Source organism: Limnobacter sp. UBA7229 (assembly GCF_002473065.1).
GTDB lineage: Bacteria > Pseudomonadota > Gammaproteobacteria > Burkholderiales > Burkholderiaceae_B > Limnobacter > Limnobacter profundi.
On record NZ_DKTN01000003.1, the window covers coordinates 62,243 to 82,467 of the forward strand.

Consider the following 20,225-nt stretch of genomic DNA (forward strand, 5'->3'; position numbering starts at 1 on the left):
TCCGGTCAACCTGTAAATCGTTTGAACATCACCAAGGCATCTTCACGGCCCAGTTGAGACGGGTAGTAATTCTTGCGGGCCCCAATCAATTTGAACCCCTCTTTCTCATACAGGTTTTTTGCAGTCACGTTACTGGGCCTGACCTCCAGCAACATGCCGGTTGCATTGGCCAGTTTGGCCTGGCCAATGCCCCATTGCAACAAGTGCTTACCGTGCCCCAAACCTTGCAAGTCGGCACGAATAGATATGTTCAGCAAGTGGTATTCATCCACCACATGCATCATGACAATGTAACCTGCAAGCTGCTCATCCAACCACATGCAATGCATGTGATAACCCGCCCGCAAGGAGTCCAGAAAATTCCGGTCTGTCCAGGGAAACTCGTAAATCTGGTTCTCAACCAGAATTACAGCAGGCACATCAGCCTCTGTCATGGGTCGAATACTAAACAGCGCCATGCTTCAACGCCAATCGTTCAGTGGTGGTTTGGGCAACTTTGTCGCGAACATACAAAGGCTGACAGTCAAACGGTGCGGCCACTCGACCTGCCAGGAATTCCTGCCATGCCAATTGTGCCAGGCGAATTGCGCACACTGCCCCCAGCAACACGTCTGGGCCTGGGTTGTGTAGCTGTGCATACAAAGGTGCATCGCACACAGCCGGCCCCTGAATTTTCTGCAATTCGTGCATTGCCAACAAATGGGGTGGCTTGACCCATGCTGTGCCCTGTGCAGTTCGCTGAATGCAGGCTGCGTAAATTTCATGCAAACGTGCATCCATCAAAACCGTGACTGGCAGCTCTTGCTGCCGAGCAGGCAACATGCATTCAAAGCTGCTCAATGGCACCGTGGGCACTTGCCAGGCCACAGCCAGGCCTTGGGCAATACCGCAAGCTGTGCGCAAGCTGGTAAAACCACCAGGGCCAATATCTACAGCAATTGCTGCACACTGGGCAGGCTTTAAATTGCCGAGTTCAAGGTGTTGCTGAATCAATGGCAATAGTTGGGCAGACTGGCTTTTGTAATCAGTAATTTCAAAGTTGAACAAGTCCGCCGCATGCGCATTTAATTCAAGAGGCTCAGTGGCTGCAGCCACCTTGGCTACGCCTGAACTGGTACTAATCGCCAAAATAAAACGGGAAACCATCACTCGCCCTTCACCATCAACACCACAGCTTGCGCCTCAATGGCTTCCTTGCGCCCAAGGTAACCCAGTTTTTCGTTGGTTTTGGCTTTGATGTTGACTGCATCCAGTGGCAAGCCACAAAGGCTGCTCAAACTTGAGTGCATTGCTGCCATGTGGGGGGCAAGTTTTGGGCTTTGGCAAATCAAAGTGGAATCGATATTGATCAAGGTAAACCCCTTACGCCTGGCTTTCTCGATCACGTTTTTTAACAGCACGCCACTGTCAGCCCCTTCAAACTGGGGGTCAGTATCAGAAAAGTGGGTGCCAATATCGCCCATGGCGCAGGCCCCCAAAATTGCATCAGTAATTGCATGCAACAGCGCGTCTGCATCGGAATGACCCAGCAAACCGAGCTCGGAAGGAATGTGTACTCCGCCCAAAATCAGCCGACGCCCTTCGACCAGGCGATGTACGTCATACCCCTGCCCCACTCTCAAGCGGCCAATTTCACTCATTCAAAATTCTCCTGATGCAAACCAAGCAATCTGGCCACTGTCCGCAAATCTTCGGCTTGGGTAATTTTCATGTTTTCCACATGCCCCGGAACGATCAGGGGACCAATGCCCAGGGTTTCAATCGCACTGGCATCGTCGGTTAACTGGGCACCTTTGTACAAGCACTCGGAAATAGCCATGCTAAGCGCCTGCGCCCGAAACATTTGCGGCGTCTGCGCCGCCCACAAGTGGTCTCTGGGCACCGTGTGTTGAGCAATCACTTCGCCTTCTTGGGCCAAGCTGGTTCTCTTCAAGGTATCCGCCACAGGCACAGCCAACAACGCGCCCGCAATGTGTTCACTGCCTTGGTCAATCAGACTTTTCAAAGCTGCGGCACTTAAACCAGGGCGGGCAGCATCGTGCACCAAAACCCAATCGGTTTCACCCACAAGTAAATTTTCAAGCAAATGGTTCAGGCCATTGAGCACGCTATTCACGCGCTCCTGCCCACCCAATGGCAAGCAAGTGACCTGGCTGTTGCCTCGAAACAGGGCCAGGGCTGTTGAGTCGTCGCTGGCCACCACCACGAACACCTTTTCTACGCGCGGGTCGGCCAACAGTGCTTCTACACTGTGTTCCAGTACAGTTTTTGCGCCCAGCATGGCGTATTGCTTTGGGATACTTCCGCCAAAGCGACGCCCCGCACCACCTGCGGGCACCAAACCAAAGTACTTGGCAATTCTTGCCATGAAAGCCTGTTCCTATGCGGGCACTTGCCGCCGTATAATACGGGCCTTGATTCACCGACCCAAAACCCGAACTTGACGCCCACTGGAAAACCAGCATGGTTGCAGTATCCAAGCGGGCGAACTTTATGCTTTCATATTTTACTTCTTCTTTTCAGCTAACCGGCGGCCACAGGCTCAGCTTGGCGCACCCGCCCGGCAGTGCCGACGCTTTTTTGCTGGCGCAATTGTGCACACAGGCCCAGCAGCAAAACAAGCTTTGCCTGATCACCTGCGCCAACCCGCACGATGCCACTCGCCTGCAAGAAGAAATCACCCTGTTTGCCCCCACCCTGAAGGTACATTACCTGCCAGACTGGGAAACCCTGCCCTACGACAGTTTGTCAGCCCACCAGGACTTGGTATCCGAACGACTTGCCACGCTTTACCAAACCCAGCGGGGTGATCTGGACGTGCTGATCACAGCGGCCAGCACAGCCATCCAGAAACTGGCACCACCTTCATTTTTGGCCGGCAGCACCTTCTACTTCAAAACCGGCGACAAACTGAATGAAAAGAAGTTGCGTGAACAACTGACGATTGCAGGCTATAACCATGTTTCACAGGTAATGACACCCGGTGAATACTGCATTCGCGGCGGCATTATCGACTTGTTTGCGACTGGCACTGCATTGCCGTTTCGAATTGATTTGTTTGATGACGAAATTGAATCCATCAAAACATTCGACGTAGACACCCAGCGCAGCCTGTACCCGGTGCGCGAAATGCGCCTGCTGCCTGGCCGCGAATACCCCATGGATGAACAAAGCCGTGCGCAGTTTCGCAGCAAATGGCGGGAACGTTTCGAAGGTGACCCTTCCAAAGTTTCCATTTACCGTGACATGGGCACAGGCGTGGCCAGCGCAGGCATTGAGTATTATCTGCCCCTGTTTTTTGAGAACACCGCCAGCCTCGTTGATTACCTGCCCAAAAAAGATCTGGTGTTTATTCAGCATGGCGACGTAGACCAAGCCTTGCAAACATTTTGGGCTGACACACAAAGCCGTTTCGATTTTCTATCGAAAGACATTCAACGCCCTATTCTTCGACCTTCCGAAATTTACCTGAATGCCACTGAATTCTTCAGCAGTTTCGAGAATGCTGCACGCGTGAATTTGTCGGCATCCAAGAACGCCTTGGTGCCGGAATACAGCGGCGCGCTGCTGCCCGACCTGGCTGCGGATCGCAAAGCCGACGACCCAATTTTCAAGTTCCGCAACCTGGTAGAACGAACTGGTGCGGGAAGCTACAAACAAGTCATTATGGTGGCCCCAAGCGATGGTCGCCGCGAAACCCTGAATCAGTATTTTCTGGAACACAAACTAAAGCCCCACCAAACAGAAACACTGCAAGGTGCACTGGAAAGTGGCGAACGTTTTGTACTGTGCACCGCAGTGCTCGACCAAGGATTTGGCGTACACCGCGGGCTGGAAGCGCAAGTTGCGTTCGTCACGGAAGCAGAATTATTCTCGCTTTCACCCCGCCGCCGCGGCGCACGCAGGCAACAGGAAAGGCAAAGCAACGTTGAATCCATGATTCGCGATTTGTCGGAACTGAAAATTGGCGACCCGGTGGTGCACCAACAGCATGGCATAGGCCGCTACAAAGGCCTGATCAGCATGGACCTTGGTGAAGGCGCATCTGAATTCCTGCACCTTGAATATGCCAATGGTTCGAACCTGTTTGTGCCGGTTGCCCAACTGCATGTGATTGCCCGCTACAGCGGCGCTGACCCGGAAAACGCGCCAGTACATGCCCTGGGTTCAGGCCAATGGGAAAAGGCAAAAAAGAAAGCGGCAAAAATGGTGCGCGACACCGCAGCCGAATTGCTCAACCTGTATGCCCGCCGCGCGCTGCGTAAAGGCCATGAATTCAAGTTAAGCATTGGCGACTACGAAGCCTTTGTTGAAAAATTTGGATTTGAAGAAACCGCTGACCAGGCCGCAGCGATTCGAGCCGTCATTGCCGACATGACTTCCCCCCGCCCCATGGACCGCCTGGTGTGCGGCGATGTGGGTTTTGGAAAAACCGAAGTGGCCTTGCGTGCTGCCTTCGTCAGCGTAATGGATGGCAAACAAGTGGTGCTGTTGGCACCCACCACGCTGCTTGCTGAACAACATTTTCAAACCTTCTCAGACCGGTTTTCGGACTGGCCTGTGAAAGTAGTTGAATTGTCGCGTTTCAAATCGCCCAAGGAAATTCGAGATGCAGTTGAATTAATCAACAGTGGGCGTGCCGACATCATTATTGGTACCCACAAAGTGCTGAGTTCCGAGGTGGAGTTTTCACGCCTTGGCTTGGTGATTATTGATGAAGAACATCGTTTTGGTGTGCGCCAAAAAGAAGCGCTGAAAAACCTGCGTGCTGAAGTAGATGTGCTTACGCTGACAGCGACACCCATTCCACGCACCCTGGCCATGAGCATGGAAGGCATTCGAGATTTTTCGGTGATTGCCACCGCACCGCAACGTCGCCTGTCGATTAAAACCTTTGTGCGTCGCGAAACCGACAGCGTCATTCGTGAAGCCGTGCTGCGTGAATTGAAACGTGGCGGGCAGGTGTACTACCTACACAATGAAGTGGACACCATTGAAAATCGCCGAGAAGCGCTTGAGAAAATACTGCCCGAAGCACGAATCGGGATTGCCCACGGGCAAATGAACGAACGCGACCTTGAACGTGTGATGCGCGATTTTTATCAACAGCGCTTCAACGTGTTGTTGTGCACCACCATCATTGAAACCGGTATTGATGTACCCACCGCCAACACCATTGTCATTCACCGTGCAGATAAATTCGGCTTGGCCCAATTGCACCAGCTGCGCGGCCGGGTTGGGCGAAGCCACCACCAGGCCTATGCCTACATGATGGTGAACAACGAAGAAGGCTTGAGTAAAAACGCAGAGCGTCGCCTCGAGGCTATTACCATGATGGAAGACCTGGGCAGCGGTTTTTACCTGGCCATGCACGACCTTGAAATTCGTGGCGCCGGTGAAGTGCTGGGCGCCAACCAGAGCGGCAATGTGCACGAGGTGGGTTTTCAAATGTACACCGACATGCTGAACCACGCCGTGCGCAGTTTGCGCGCAGGCAAAGAACCCGATTTAACCGCACCACTGAACGCTACGGTAGAAATTAACCTGCATACCCCTGCCTTGCTACCCGAAGATTACTGCCCCGATGTGCATGAACGCCTCACGTTGTACAAGCGCCTTGCCAGCACCGAAGAAATGGACTTTGTTTCAGAGGTGCAAGAGGAATTGATTGACCGCTTCGGCAAATTGCCTGATGCAGCAACAGCACTATTGGAAACGCACCGTTTGCGCATTCTGGCCAAACCACTGGGCATTGCAAAAATAGACAGTTCAACCGACGCAACAGTGGTGCAGTTTGATGCCCAACCCAATGTGGATGCTGGCAAAATTATCTTGATGATTCAAAAAGAAAAAGACATGAAACTGGCTGGTGCTGAACGCTTGCGCATCACGCGCAGTTTCCCGAAAGTCAGCGACCGTGTACAGTTTCTCAAAGGTTTGATCAAACAACTGGCTTGAATTCATGACCCACAACGCTGGCAAATACAACATTTGGTTGCACTTGTTGGGCGCAGCCCTTATTGGTTGCGCATTTCTCAATGCAACCACCGCCAAAGCAGCGGAAAGCCCAACGGCCGGCGATGCTGGAATGGCCGTGTACAAAGCGCTTTTACCGAAGGCCGAGGCAGGCGACGCAGAAGTACAAACCACACTGGGCTTGATGCGCTTACGCGGCGATGTAGTAGAGCGCGACCTGAAAGTTGCACGCGTGTGGCTGGGTAAAGCAGCCCTTCAGAACCACACCCCCGCTCAATATTATTTGGGCCAGTTACTGCTACTTGATGTGTTCAACGCCAAGCAAAGCGATTTGAACAAACAGTTGACCGAGGGTATGGGTTGGTTGCGCCGCGCATCGCGAGACCAACACAACCCATCGCAATTGCTGTATTCACAAACTGTGCTTGAAAGCCAATTGGAGAGCCCGTTCGGACACAGCAAAATTGAAGCCCAGCAGCATCTTGATTCCTGCGCAGAAGTACACCTGCCCTGCACTCAATACGCATTAAAGCGACTCGACCAGGGCAAAGAAGAGGTTTACTGCCCCAACAACGAATTCTGCGAACAGAAAAAACGCCTGCTTTACACATTGGCCAATGCAGGCGACGCCAACGCGCGCTACCGGTTGAGCAAATTTGAAGGTGAAGACCGCATGTTTTGGGTGCGGCGTGCCGCGCGCTTGAATCACCCCAAAGCCAGCCATGAACTGGCCGAGTTGGTGTTGAAAAATGAAGTGCCCCTGCAACCCGAAGACCCTGCCGTGCTGGCCCTGCTCAACACAGCCTCGCAACAGGGTGTGCTTGAATCCATGCACCTGCTGGGCAGCTTGCTACACGAAGGAACCCGATTTCCTGTCAACAAGGCCTTGGGGTTACAATGGTTAAACCTTGCGGCGCAACGGGGCCACAAACCCTCGATTGAACTCTTGGCACAACTTCAAGAGCCCGCCGGCAACATTCTTGCAACTGACAAGGTAGAATCCGCGCAACCCACGGAGAGCACACCATGAGCCGACTATTCTTTTCCTCGCAAACATTAAGCACAGCACAAGTACACACAGCCCTGGATGCACTGAGCCTTCCAACCTTGGGTGTTGAGGTGCTGAATCACCAGGCATGCATCGAAATTCCAGAAGCCTATACCCTGCCCAAAGCTGCAATCACCGACACCTTGCGACCGTTGGCATGTACACATCAATTCGATTTTGCAATTCTGGAGGCCGAGTTTCAGGCCAATGAATTCAAGCTCTTGGCCATGGACATGGACAGCACCTTGATTACCATTGAATGCATCGATGAAATTGCCGACTTTGCGGGCAAGAAAAAAGAGGTTTCAGAAATTACCGAAGCTGCCATGCGCGGCGAGATCAAAGATTTTTCTGAAAGCCTGAACCGCCGCGTGGCCTTGCTCAAGGGCGTGCCGGAAAGCTGCCTGCAATCCGTATTTGAAGAACGCCTGCGCTTGTCACCGGGCGCAGAAGAACTGATAGCCTACGCCAAAGCCAACAAGTGGAAAACATTGTTGGTTAGTGGTGGCTTCACATTTTTCACAGACAAAATGAAAGAAGTATTGGGGCTGGATTACACCCGCTCCAACACACTTGAAATTGTAGATGGGCATTTGACAGGCCGTGTGCTGGGCACCATTGTGGATGCAGAAGTGAAACGCGAAACCGTATTGGAAACCTGCACACTGTTGGGCTGCGAGCCCTCACGCGCCATTGTGGTGGGCGATGGATCGAACGATTTGAAAATGATGGAAATTTCAGGTGCCAGCGTGGCTTTTCATGCCAAGCCAGTGGTGCAGGAGAAAACAGATTTTTGCATCAACCACGGCGGGTTGGACACAATATGCAAGTGGTTTGAGGCAAACGCATAACTCATTCAGATTACCCTCCAACAAATGAACTTTCTGGAAATGGCATGCAACACAGTCGGTCACAGATCACCGAAGCAAATGTTGCATGCTCCCTACACCGGAATCATCGTCCCTTCTAAAAACCGCGCTGCAAGGCCATAGGCGCTGGCTAAAAGTTTTAATCGCGTTCAGCGCAGCAATTAACCTTTTGGCACTTACACCCAGCATTTACATGATGCAGGTGTACGACCGGGTGTTAAGCAGCCAAAGCCAATCCACACTACTGGCACTCACTGCCTTGGTTGTTGGGCTTTACATCCTTGCAGGCATGCTGGAACACCACCGCGTCGCCACCCTGACCCGAATCGGAAATGCCCTTGAACAGGAATTCAGCGCCAGGCTGCACACTGCGGCGTTTCAACGTGCCTTAAAAACGCAGGGAAAAGACAACACCGGGCAAGCCATTCGCGATTTCTCTGCAATTCGTCAATTCATGACCAGCCAGGGTGCCATTGCCCTGTTCGATACTCCGTGGGTGTTGTTCTACATCGCATTGCTGTTCGCATTTCACCCCTTGTTTGGATTGATGGCACTTTGCTGCGTGGCAATCTCGATCACATTAAGCTGGCTTCACCTTCGAAGCACACGCCCTTTCGAGGAACAAACCAACGCACTGGGCATTCTCAGTGCGAACACCATGAACTCGACCCTTCAAAACGCCAACTCCATTCAGGCCATGGGGATGCTACCCACCGTTCAAACCGAATGGCTGAGTATTCAAAAAGAGCAAACCAACCACCACACCGGGTCTGCCGATGCTTCCTCGGTGTGGACGAACAGCAGCAAATACTTCCGCATGTTTGTGCAAAGCGCAGCCCTTGGGCTTGGTGCTTATTTGGTATTGAATCAATCACTCAGCGGCGGGATGATGATTGCCGCTTCGATTTTAATGGGCAAGGCGCTTGCCCCGGTCGACATGTTAAGCAGTGCCGCCAAAGCATTAACCGGTACACGCCAGGCGTATGAACGCCTGAATAAATTGCTCAACAACAGCCCGCAGACCCTCGAATTAACCGAATTGCCCACACCCAAACCTGTTATCGAATGCCGCAACATGTACCTGGCAGCGCCTTTGTCAGGCCTATGGCTTTTAAAAAACATCCTCTTACAAATACCTGCGGGAAGTACCGTGGGTGTAATCGGCCCCAGTGGGTCGGGTAAAACCAGCCTGCTTCATGCACTGGCAGGCATTCTGCCAATTGCCCAGGGCCGCCTGGAAATTGATGGTGCCGACATTGCGCAATACCCCCGCAGCCAACTGGGTGCATGGACAGGTTACCTGGCCCAGCATGTTGAACTGTTTGAAGGCACAGTTGCACAAAATATTGGTCGCTTTGAACACAACAACGACGAACACATCGTACAAGCCGCTATGGCAGCAGGCGTACACGAACTTGTATTGAAACTACCCAAAGGCTACAACACACCACTGGGTGCACAGGGCGAAGGCTTATCGGGTGGCATGCGTCAACGAATAGGGCTTGCCCGGGCCCTGTACAAAAAGCCACAACTGTTGCTGCTCGACGAACCCAACGCTCATCTTGATGAAGCAGGTGAAGCCGCTTTGGCCAACGCACTGGTGCAGCATCAACAACACGGCAACACAGCCATTGTAGTAACCCACAAAAAATCGATTCTGCGGGTGTGCAACAAATTGCTGGTTCTTCGCGACGGTGAAGTATCCGTGTACGGAAACACCCACGAAGTACTCACACATCTTCAACAACAACCCCCTACACAGCTGACAAGAGTAAAAAATGCATAACGAACTCGACATCAAAAAAGTGTCCCGCAGAGGCCTTGTTACTCTGATTGTCGGTTTCATCGGCTTCGTGGTGTGGGGCAGCCTGGTGGCCATGGACAGAGGCGTGGTGGTAAACGGCACACTCACCTTTCATGGGGAACGTAAAACCATTGTGCACCCCCACGGCGGCGTGGTTGAAAAAATATGGATTACCGAAGGGCAACTGGTACAACAAGGCCAAACACTGATCAGCCTGAACACAACCGACAGCCAGACGCAGCTTAATGCGCTGCAGGTTCAACGCAAAGCGTTGTTGGCAAAGATGGAACGGCTTCAAAAAGAAACAGGCAACAACCTCGAAACCACCACAAAGCCTGAAAGCACGGGCAAAGCGGCTGACCCGTTTCAAACCCGGCAACACGAAGCAGAGGCAACGCTGTACGCGAGCCGCCAACGGGCCTTGCAAAACGACATTCGCATGCTTGAACTGGAAAGCAGCACCGCCCAAAACAACATGACTGCGCAAAACAATGCACAACGCAGCAAACAACAACAGTTGGAAAGGTTGAAACAACAACACCTTGGCATGGCAGACATGGTGGCCAAAGGCTACATGCCTGCCAACCGGCTTGTAGAACTGCAAGGCCAAATCAGCGCGCTGGAAGTGGCACTGGCTCAAGATGAAATTCAAATCAGCCAACTGAATGCCACCATACGCAACGCAAAACTGAAAAAGCAGCAACTTCACAACCAGATGCACACAGAAAGCCAAACCGTACTGGCCGATGTACAAGCCGAACTGGCCGCGCTGGATGAGCAAATTCAGCGCATCGCATTTGTTGTTCAACACACCAACATTCAAAGCCCGGTGGCTGGCCAGGTATTGGGATTAAAGCTATTTACGCAGGGCAGCGCCATGCCAGCGAACACACCGATCATGGACATTGCACCGAATGGCAGTGAACTTGAAATTAGCGCAGAACTTGAACCTGCAATGGTTGATCAGGTAAAAGCCGAACAGCCGGTAACAGTTCGTTTCAGTGCCCTTAAAACAGCACAAACGCTGGAAGTTGAAGGTGTTTTAAATCGCGTAGGCGCAGACCAGTTAAGCAACCCCACCACAGGCATGCCCTACATTCCCGTGAATGTTCGCCTGACACAAAAGGCGTTAGAAGAAATTGCACAACACCGCATACAGGCAGGTGTGCCGGTTGAGTTATTGATTGTAACTGGCGAGCAAACACTGATGCAGTACCTGTTCAAGCCGATTACAGACAGGCTATTTAGTGCCATGCGGGAGCATTAATTTCATGGCACTCAAGCTGAAAAACATGTTGAAACTATTTGCAGCTGTGTGCTGCTGGTGGGCACTTTCGCCTTCAGCACATGCAAAAAGTGTTGAACAATTGCTGCAATACGCCATTGAAATATCTCCCGAGGTAGCCACGGCCAAGGCGCAAATGCAGGTTGCACAAGCTGACCTGAAAATAAGCGAAGCAGCCTGGCTTCCCCAAGCCAGCGCGCGGCTATACAACGGCGTAGGCGATACCAAGCAATCCAACCCGTTTGCCAACCAGCGCAATGCGAACGAAAACATTCAAAACAACAGCATCTCCCTGCAACAGAGTATTTACAACAAACCCGCTTCCATTCAAATTGAGCAAACTCAACTCATCGTTCAAGAAGCCGAGTTACGCCATGCTTTGGCTGTTCAAACCACCATTCAAAACTGGCTAGCCAAGCTAATGGACTACAAACAAAGCAAGGCTTTGCTGAACCTGACCGAACACAAACAACAAACAGCCCTGCTTCAAAAAGAACATGTAGAACAAGGTTTAATGAACGGTGAAAACAGCGCACTGGAACTTGCCAACGCAGAATCAGAGGCTGCTCTGCGCCAGGCCGAGCATGGCCAGGCCGAGCAGGCGGTGAAGCAGCGCTTGTGGGAACTCTCGCAGCTAACCGGGCAAGAAGTGGTTCCGGTATGGGTTGATGATATTGAATTCAACATGCCCCCTACCCTGTACAACGAAAAGGAAGTTGAACAGGAAGTGCTTCAGAACAACCTGGGCTTGAAAATTCAGCAGCTGTACAAGCAAGCCGCTACTCTGGAAATTAACAAAGCAAATGGGCAACACCACCCCACCCTGAAACTGGTGGCCCAATATTCGCAAAGCCAATCAGAAACAGTCAGTACCCTAGGCAACAGGGTTGAACAAAACGTGCTGGCCATTCAAATGGACATTCCATTGTTCAACGGTTTTGCTACCCAGGCACAAACTGAAAAAGCAGCAGCCAGCCTGAACCAGCAGCATGCCGACTACAACAAAACCAGCGCCCAGGTGTTGCGTGATACCCAGGCTGCACACCGGCAACAGAATAGCGCCACCCATTTGTGGAAAGCCTATACACAGGCAGACCATGCGGCCACACAACAACAACTGGCCATTGAAAAAGCAATTAAGCACCAACTGGCCACACCGCTTGATTTGGCAAAAGCCAAAGAGAAACAGGCTGAACTGCAAACAAAGAACATGGAATACCTGCTGGCAGCCAATAAAGCTTACCTACTAGTTTATGAGTTGACCGGGAAATTGGATATTGAAAGTGCTTTGGAGCGCTTATCAAAGCGGGAATAGAGGTGATGTGTAACCCGGAAGAATGGGGTTAACTTGACCACTTTTGTATTTTCTGAACAAACAGATACTCTACTCAAGCGTGCAACTTTGCGCTTTTTTACAGGACGAAAATCCAATGCCCAAGACCGACTCGCCCAGACTGTCAAGCAAACAGCAACCAAAGCACAAGTCAGGCTGGGTGATCCCGGTTATTGCTCTTTTTTGTTTGGGTCCTCTGCTATTTCTGGTGTTGATCGTACTGGGTACAGGCCTTGGAATTCAAGGCAGTATTGGTGGCTTTGGCGGTATGCAGATGGCCACAGCGCAATACACCCCAAAAGACGTGGTGGGCGATTTAGGCGGCATGCCCGTGACTATTCCCCGCCACATGGCCGAGTTTGTTGAATATGAAGGCGACCCGGGTTGGGGCCAAAAACGCAAAGGGCCAATACCTGAACGTACTCATGAATCCAAACTGACAAGTTTTGGTGTGCAGTTTCGCTACCCCGATATGGCCACGCTTTCCAGCCCTGCCATGTGGCAAGACAAAAACTCAAAGTCCATTTACAACACCGACTGGATGAGTATTGGCGTAAGTGCGGGGACCAACTACCCCGGAGATGCTTGGTTAAATAGGTGGGTCGGTGGAAATATCCAACGAGTTGAGATGGATCGCTACATCTACAAACAGCAAACAGACAAGTTATATGGTCTCACTAAATATTTGAAAATCAATAAAGATACGGGTGAGGCAGATGAGAAAATGAACAATATCGACGGCTTGCTGTTAGTCAAAGCTGATGATCAAGGGGCTATAACAACATATATCGAATGCAGCACCGTTCAACACTTTGCGGCACCATGTCGTCATAACTTCAGCCTCGAATTTCAGGGCTTACCTATCAAAGTGTATGTGCAATACCGACGCCCCTTGCTACAAAACTGGCAAGACATTCAAGCCAAAGTAAGCGAAATGCTGCTGGGCTTTAAACACATACCAACCAGCGCCGATACGCCGCAGACAAACTCACCCAGCACACCACAGTCTGTCAACTAACAACAACATCATTTATTTCAGGAAAGTAGAACCATGTCTCAACCAGAAAAACTAAGCTCTGCACAACTCAATTCCTATTTAACGCGGATCAACACTGGCGGAGTACCAGAAGTGATCAAGGTTTACCAAGAACTGCAGGACAAAGGCTATGGCTATGCGGGCTGGGCCAAAGGGGTGGCCACGGCAGAAACAGTGACTGGCATTGCGGCTGTAGATTACCTGACAGGTACTGCCTTGATTGGATTGGGTGGTCAGGAGTGCAGAAACTTGGGGCAAGTCCAAGTCGATGCAATACGGGTGGGTATGGCTGATGGATATGTTCGTGCTCTTCTCACAAAAGCAAATCAAGCTAACAATAACGGATTTGTCAGCTCTGATGTGAACTTCAGAGACACACAAGCTTTTCATCGAGACGTATTCGAACAAAACGGCCTGACCAACAACAACTGGACCTTGCAGATTCCCATGGAGTTGATCAGGCAAACTGAGGGTGATGCAGCAGTTGAAGCGTATTGGATTCGCCTTCGAGACACGGGTGGTGACGGTCCGGATGCAATACTAGAAAGCATGTGGCTATACACCAAAATCGGAAAACTAGCCAACAGCAACGACCCAGCCATTGCAGCGCAAGCCAATGAATGGATTTCGCTGGTTCCTGGCACCGCAAACTTTGATGCACTGATTCGCGCCGCAGATGATCTTTACACGGTTTTAGTTGGAGAAAACCCTTGGTTATATTTGCATCCAACTATAGGTCCAATCCTGCTTGCAATCACATCGTTACGCCAAGACTCTAGTGATTTGCAGCAATTACTGATCGATATCCTTGACGAGCTCATCCCCTCGGCCCAAGCGGCTGATCTAGCCAACGACTGGAACACCGCCAAGCAAACCGTCTCCCCCCTCATCCTCGACCTCGATGGTGACGGTGTTGTTGAAACCCAAAGTAAAACCGAAGGCATTTACTTCGACCACACAGGCGATGGATTTGCTGAAGCAACCGGCTGGGCTGGCGCAGATGACGGCTTGCTGGTTCGCGACCTCAACGGCGATGGTGCGATTAACAATGGGACTGAGCTATTTGGCAACAACACGCGTCTGAAAAACGGCCAATACGCCGCCAACGGTTTTGAAGCCCTGAAAGACCTCGACAGCAACAAAGACGGAAAACTAAATAGCGCTGATGCTGCATGGAATTCACTGCGCGTGTGGAAAGACACCGATGCCGACGCACAAACCGACGCAGGCGAATTGCTCAGCCTGGCTAATGCAGGCGTAAGGGAAATCAAACTGGCTTACACCAATGCAGGCACCAACCCGGATCAACTCGGTAACGAACACAGACAAACCAGCACCTACACAACAACCAGCGGCACCGTACGCGCGGTTCACGATGTTTGGTTCAGTACCGACAACTGGAACACAGTCGACCAACGCACGCCCATTGAACTGAGCAGCACCGTAGCAGCCATGCCCGAAGTAATTGGCAGCGGCACACTGGGCAGCCTGCGCCAGGCCATGATGCGCGATACCACTGGCCAGCTGATTACAGCGGTTAATAAGTACCTGACAACAAGCAACCTTGCGCAGCGCGACAGCCTGCTTCAGGACGTGTTGTACCGCTGGGCAGGCGTACAAGATCAAGACCCCACCCTGCGTGGGCCCTACATAGAGGATGGCCGAAAGTTGGCTGTGCTGGAAGCCTTCTTTGGCGAAAAATACGAACAGTTAGGTGGCGGCGACTTTGGCCCCACCATCAACGACCCCGGCCCAGCAGCAGCCGATAAACTAATCAGTCTTTTTGCTGACGTAGCAACCAAGCTGGCAGCTCAACTGGACATTCACGGTCATGATGCCCCCTTCTACAATGCAATCAGCTTGAACTGGAACGAAAGCACCAACAGCTTCTCCATCGACGCATCGGGTGTCGAGGCATATGTACGTGAGCTATATGCAGAGCAACCACAGCAAACCTTGGATGGCCTTGGTTATTTCATTTTGAATTTGAAAGAATTGGGTACAACAGAGGTGCTCAATGCCTTGGCTGTTGTCGGAAACCTGCAAGGTGATGAAATTGATCAACTACTGGCCCTCGCTCAATGGGATCAATGGGGCACTAGAAACAATGATCAAATCATAGGCAATACGACACGATCAAGCAAATTGTTTGGCTGGGATGGAAACGACTCCATTGAAGGTGGTTCTGGCAACGACATCTTGGACGGTGGTAATGGAAACGATTATCTCAACGGCGGGGCTGGTAACGATTCACTGCTTGGCGGCGCAGGCAGTGATTCACTTTATGGCGATGAAGGCAACGACACACTCGATGGCGGTGCAGGCAGCGATTATGTCGACGGCGGTGCGGGCAACGACACCTACCTCTTTGGTAGGGGCGATGGGCAAGATACAATTCAATCGGACTACGACACCTCTGCAAACAAGCTGAATGTGCTGCAGTTCAAGGTTGGCGTTACCCCCGCAGAAGTCATTGTTACACGCTCGATCTATGATGATCTCGTGCTGTCGATTGCGGGTACCACCGACAAAATCACAATCCAACACTTCTTCTACAACGACAACCCTGTCAACGAATACAACCCGATTCAGCAAGTTTCATTTGCTGATGGCACCCGCTGGGACTTCGCCACAATCAAGACGATGGCGATTACTGGCAACAACACCGCCCAAAACCTGACGGGTTACAACGGTGACGACACCATCAACGCGCTCGGTGGCAATGACACCGTGTATGGCCTGGGTGGTAACGACTACATCGATGGCGGCACTGGCAACGATTATCTCGGCGGCGGTGCCGGCCACGATACACTCAATGGCGGCTCAGGCCTCGATTCGCTTTATGGTGGAAGTGGCAACGACACCTACATCGTCGACAACACGGGAGATATGGTCTACGAGAATATTAACGAGGGCACGGATACCGTCCGCTCCAGCATTACATACACGCTCTCAGCCAATGTCGAAAACCTGACCCTGACTGGCATAGCAACGATCAACGGCACCGGTAACTCGTTAAACAATAGTCTGACTGGCAACAGTGCCAACAACCGGCTCACCGGTGGCGCCGGCAACGACACACTCAATGGCGGTGCGGGAATCGACTTGCTTTATGGAGGTGATGGTAACGACCGTATTTTGGGTGGCACAGGCAATGATATTCTGTACGGTAGCAACGGAAGTGACACATTCACCTTCAACAAAAGCGATGGCAAGGACACGGTTTACGTGGGCGAAACCACGGGAAGTAATGCGACGGAGACACTGATTCTGGGTAACTTGAACCGCGCAGACGTTAACCTCCTGAAGTACAACAATTCTTTGTATGTGCAACAAAAAGGATCGACCACCGACCATGTGAAAGTGGTTAATCATTTCAGTGGTGGTGCTGGTGAACTTGACAAGCTTATTTTTGCAGACGGGCTGAGCTGGGATTCGGCAACAATCAACGCCAACAGCGTCCAGGTAGTGCAGGATCCGGAAACTGTCTAATACGAATTCGGATTGATATGAAAAATTAAAAAAGGCATTTGAATTTCAAATGCCTTTTTTGTGAACTACATCAGCAAATTACATCCGCTCAAATATCGCAGCAATACCCTGACCACCACCAATACACATGGTCACCAGCGCATAACGACCTTGAATACGCTGCAATTCATACAGGGCCTTCACAGTAATAATTGCGCCTGTTGCGCCAATGGGGTGACCAATTGAAATACCTGAGCCATTGGGGTTCACCTTGGCTGGGTCCATGCCCAGCTCCTTGGTAACGGCACAAGCCTGTGCTGCAAACGCTTCATTGGCTTCAACCACATCCATGTCTTCAATTTTCAAGCCCGCTTTTACCAAGGCTTTTTTGGTTGCAGACACCGGGCCAATGCCCATAATGGTTGGTTCAACGCCAGTGTTGGCATAAGCCACCAAACGGGCCATGGGCTTCTTGCCCGCTTTCTCGGCGGCACTGCGTTCCATCAACAGCACAGCACCAGCGCCGTCGTTCAAACCCGAAGCATTGCCTGCGGTTACAGTGCCGTCTTTCTGAAACACGGTTTTCAGTTTGGCCATACCTTCTACAGTGGCGTCACCACGCACGTGTTCGTCGGTGTCAAACATCACCGGGCCTTTGCGGGTTTTCACTTCAATCGGCAAAATCTGCTCTTTGAAATAACCATTGGCAATCGCATTGGCTGCACGCTTGTGGCTTTCAACTGCCAAAGCGTCCTGGTCTTCACGGCTTACATTGAATTCCTTGGCCACGTTTTCCGCAGTCACGCCCATGTGAATTACATGGAAAGGGTCGTGCAAAGCGCCCACCATCATGTCGATGCCTTTCATGTCGCCCATGCGTGCACCCCAGCGGGCGGCGGGCAAAATGTAAGGGGCTTTGCTCATGCTTTCAGCGCCGCCACCAATGGCCACATCGGCGTCACCCAGCATAATGCTTTGAGCCGCAGTCACAATGGCTTGCAGGCCAGAACCACACAGCCGATTCAGCGTGAGCGCTGGCGTGGATTTGTCCAGACCACCTTCAATGGCAGCAACACGCGACAAATACATGTCACGTGGCTCAGAATTCACCACATGGCCAAACACCACATGGCCAACCTGGTCAGCGCTTACACCTGCGCGCGCAACCACTTCCTTCACCACCATGGCGCCCAACTGCGTTGGGGAAAAGTCTTTCAAACTTCCACCAAAGTCGCCCACTGCGGTGCGTACACCGGCTACCACTACCACTTCACGCGTCATTGCTCTATCTCCATTTTTTTATTAAACGATTCAGCTAAATGATTCAGTTATGCGATTCTGCCCCAAAGGTCGTGTTCATCACAGTCATCGATCAGCACATTAATAAAGTCGCCCGGCTTGGGTTGCCGCGCCTTGTCTTCTGGCATGGGTATAAACACATTGCCATCAATTTCAGGGGCATCGGCTTTGCTGCGCGCCACAATGCCCTCTTCGTCGGTTTCATCGACCAACACTTGCATCACTTTGCCCAACTTGGCTTCGTTCCGGTTGAGTGAAATCTTTTCCTGCAAGGCCATCAAACGCGCACGGCGCTCTTCTTTCACTTCTTCAGGCACTGGGTTATCCAAGGCATTCGCAACCGCACCATCCACAGGTGAATAAGCAAACACACCCACACGGTCAAGTTGAGCCTCTTCGATGAAGTCGAGCAGGTGCTTGAACTCATCTTCAGTTTCACCTGGAAAGCCAGTAATAAAGGTGCTGCGCAAGGTGATGTCGGGGCAAGTTTCACGCCAGGCACGAATGCGCTCGATGTTGCGCTCCCCGCTGGCGGGCCGCTTCATGCGCTTCAAGACATCGGGGTGTGAATGCTGGAATGGAATGTCCAGATACGGCAAAATTTTGCCTTCAGCCATGAGCGGCACCACGCGGTCCACATGGGGGTACGGATACACGTAATGCATGCGCACCCAGATACCCAGTTCACCCAACTCTTCAGCCAGTTGCTGAAACTGTGTTTTTACGGGGCGACCATTCACAAAGTCGGTCCGGTACTTCAAATCCACGCCATAAGCGGAGGTGTCCTGGCTCACCACCAGCAGTTCTTTCACACCCGCTTTTTTCAGGCTTTCCGCTTCACGAATTACCTCACCGATTGGGCGGGACACCAAATCGCCTCGCATGCTTGGGATAATGCAGAAGGTACAACGGTGATTACAGCCCTCTGAAATTTTCAGGTAAGCGTAGTGCTTGGGGGTTAGCTTCACGCCGTGGTCGGGCACCAGGTCGATGAACGGATCATGTGGCTTGGGCAGGTGTATGTGCACTGCCTGCATCACCTCTTCAGTGGCATGCGGGCCCGTAACCGCAAGCACCTTGGGGTGCAGGCTGGTGATCAGTTCCTTGCCTTCGTTTCCGTTCTTGGCACCCAGGCAGCCGGTTACAATTACCTTGCCATTGGCGTGCATGGCTTCGCCAATTGCATCGAGGCTTTCCTGCACAGCGCTGTCAATAAAACCGCAGGTATTCACAACGATCAGGTCTGCACCTTCATAGGACGCGGACACGTTGTACCCCTCTACTTTCAGTTGGGTCAGAATTCGCTCGGAATCCACAAGGGCCTTTGGGCAACCCAAAGAAACAAAGCCCACACTCGGTGGGCGCTTGGCAGAGAAGGTGTCGTCTTGCATGGTCAGGTATTACTTTTTTGTAGGGTCCGGCTTTGCTTTGGTGGCACCAGGCATACCAGGCATGCCTGGCATCCCGCTCATGCCAGGAAACTCGCCCGGGTTGGGAAATCCAAAGTTTGTGAACATGCTGCGGGTCTGGTTTTGAAACTGGTCCTGCATTTGCACAAACATGTTTTTGCTTTGTTCAATGTAGTTGCTCATCATGCTTTGAATGACGGGCGTTTGAACGCTCATGAACTGTGACCACAATTCCGGGTTGGCAAACTGGCTACCATCCGCAACGTTCTTGCCTTGATCCTGAAAACTGTTCTGAATGTCCATGAACGCTTGCAGGTTCTTCTCAAGGAATGTGCCCATAATGCCCTGCATCGCATTGCCGTAAAACCGAATGATCTGCGAAAGCATGGGTGAAGTGAAAATAGGCACGCCCGCGGTTTCTTCTTCCAGAATGATCTGGAGCAGAATACTTCGGGTTAAATCTTCGCCACTTTTCGCATCCACGACTTGAAAGCCTTCGTTTTCCAGCACCAATAGCTTCACATCGCCCAAGGTGATGTAACTGCTGGTTTGTGTGTCGTACAAGCGTCGGTTCGGATATTTCTTGATCAGTCGTGTTGCTTCAGCCATGCCTCTCATCTCTTTCTTGTGGTGTTATACGCCGCCGCACCTGCGTGGGTGGGTGGTCTGGATGCCAGTGCCCCAGTGTTACAGGT

Annotated in this window: 15 protein-coding genes; 8 read left to right on the forward strand and 7 right to left on the reverse strand. The window is 51.7% G+C overall.

Going from position 1 to position 20,225, the window contains the following annotated elements; translation table 11 throughout:
• Positions 1–5 precede the first annotated feature (5 nt).
• The 4 genes from rimI to ispD are packed head-to-tail and all read right to left on the reverse strand — an operon-like array spanning position 6 to position 2,368.
• Complete coding sequence (gene rimI / locus B4C79_RS00890; RefSeq protein WP_105029314.1) at positions 6–458, reverse strand: ribosomal protein S18-alanine N-acetyltransferase; 453 nt, start codon at positions 456–458, stop codon at positions 6–8.
• The gene (gene tsaB, locus B4C79_RS00895; RefSeq protein ID WP_291742338.1) at positions 445–1,146 is read right to left on the reverse strand and encodes a tRNA (adenosine(37)-N6)-threonylcarbamoyltransferase complex dimerization subunit type 1 TsaB; all 702 of its coding nucleotides are present in this window, start codon (positions 1,144–1,146) and stop codon (positions 445–447) included. Before tsaB ends, rimI begins: the two co-directional genes overlap by 14 nt.
• Complete coding sequence (ispF, locus tag B4C79_RS00900) at positions 1,146–1,640, reverse strand: 2-C-methyl-D-erythritol 2,4-cyclodiphosphate synthase (protein ID WP_171099480.1); 495 nt, start codon at positions 1,638–1,640, stop codon at positions 1,146–1,148. Before ispF ends, tsaB begins: the two co-directional genes overlap by 1 nt.
• Positions 1,637–2,368 carry a 2-C-methyl-D-erythritol 4-phosphate cytidylyltransferase gene (ispD, locus tag B4C79_RS00905; RefSeq protein WP_105029317.1) on the reverse strand — a complete coding sequence of 244 codons (732 nt, stop codon included), beginning with the start codon at positions 2,366–2,368 and terminating at the stop codon, positions 1,637–1,639. The genes ispF and ispD overlap by 4 nt, the downstream gene beginning before the upstream one ends.
• 125 nt (positions 2,369–2,493) lie before the next feature.
• Between ispD and mfd the strand changes: the two genes are divergently transcribed.
• From mfd to B4C79_RS00945, 8 genes are all read left to right on the forward strand, one after another.
• The gene (mfd, locus tag B4C79_RS00910; protein WP_291752466.1) at positions 2,494–5,958 is read left to right on the forward strand and encodes a transcription-repair coupling factor; all 3,465 of its coding nucleotides are present in this window, start codon (positions 2,494–2,496) and stop codon (positions 5,956–5,958) included.
• Positions 5,959–5,962: 4 nt separating this feature from the next.
• A complete protein-coding gene (locus B4C79_RS00915; RefSeq protein WP_291752463.1) occupies positions 5,963–7,006 on the forward strand; it encodes a tetratricopeptide repeat protein in 1,044 nt (347 codons plus the stop codon).
• Complete coding sequence (gene serB, locus B4C79_RS00920; protein ID WP_291739104.1) at positions 7,003–7,875, forward strand: phosphoserine phosphatase SerB; 873 nt, start codon at positions 7,003–7,005, stop codon at positions 7,873–7,875. The genes B4C79_RS00915 and serB overlap by 4 nt, the downstream gene beginning before the upstream one ends.
• 85 nt (positions 7,876–7,960) lie before the next feature.
• Positions 7,961–9,679, forward strand: a complete 1,719-nt coding sequence (locus B4C79_RS00925) for a type I secretion system permease/ATPase (protein ID WP_291739103.1) — start codon at positions 7,961–7,963, stop codon at positions 9,677–9,679.
• Positions 9,672–10,964: an HlyD family type I secretion periplasmic adaptor subunit gene (locus tag B4C79_RS00930; RefSeq protein WP_291739102.1), complete on the forward strand. Its 1,293-nt coding sequence runs from the start codon at positions 9,672–9,674 to the stop codon at positions 10,962–10,964. Before B4C79_RS00925 ends, B4C79_RS00930 begins: the two co-directional genes overlap by 8 nt.
• Before the next feature lie 25 nt (positions 10,965–10,989).
• Positions 10,990–12,297: a TolC family protein gene (locus B4C79_RS00935; RefSeq protein WP_291739101.1), complete on the forward strand. Its 1,308-nt coding sequence runs from the start codon at positions 10,990–10,992 to the stop codon at positions 12,295–12,297.
• Between the two features lie 115 nt (positions 12,298–12,412).
• A complete protein-coding gene (locus tag B4C79_RS00940; protein WP_291739100.1) occupies positions 12,413–13,333 on the forward strand; it encodes a hypothetical protein in 921 nt (306 codons plus the stop codon).
• Positions 13,334–13,366: 33 nt separating this feature from the next.
• Positions 13,367–16,843, forward strand: coding sequence for a calcium-binding protein (locus tag B4C79_RS00945; protein ID WP_291752457.1), 3,477 nt, complete (start codon positions 13,367–13,369; stop codon positions 16,841–16,843).
• Between the two features lie 78 nt (positions 16,844–16,921).
• Here B4C79_RS00945 and bktB read toward each other — a convergent pair whose 3' ends face one another.
• The 3 genes from bktB to phaR are packed head-to-tail and all read right to left on the reverse strand — an operon-like array spanning position 16,922 to position 20,139.
• The gene (gene bktB / locus B4C79_RS00950; protein ID WP_291742792.1) at positions 16,922–18,103 is read right to left on the reverse strand and encodes a beta-ketothiolase BktB; all 1,182 of its coding nucleotides are present in this window, start codon (positions 18,101–18,103) and stop codon (positions 16,922–16,924) included.
• A 47-nt stretch (positions 18,104–18,150) separates the two neighbouring features.
• On the reverse strand, positions 18,151–19,512 hold the full coding sequence (rimO, locus tag B4C79_RS00955) for a 30S ribosomal protein S12 methylthiotransferase RimO (RefSeq protein ID WP_291742795.1): 1,362 nt from the start codon (positions 19,510–19,512) through the stop codon (positions 18,151–18,153).
• 9 nt (positions 19,513–19,521) lie between these two features.
• Positions 19,522–20,139, reverse strand: a complete 618-nt coding sequence (phaR, locus tag B4C79_RS00960) for a polyhydroxyalkanoate synthesis repressor PhaR (RefSeq protein WP_105029321.1) — start codon at positions 20,137–20,139, stop codon at positions 19,522–19,524.
• Positions 20,140–20,225: the final 86 nt, after the last annotated feature.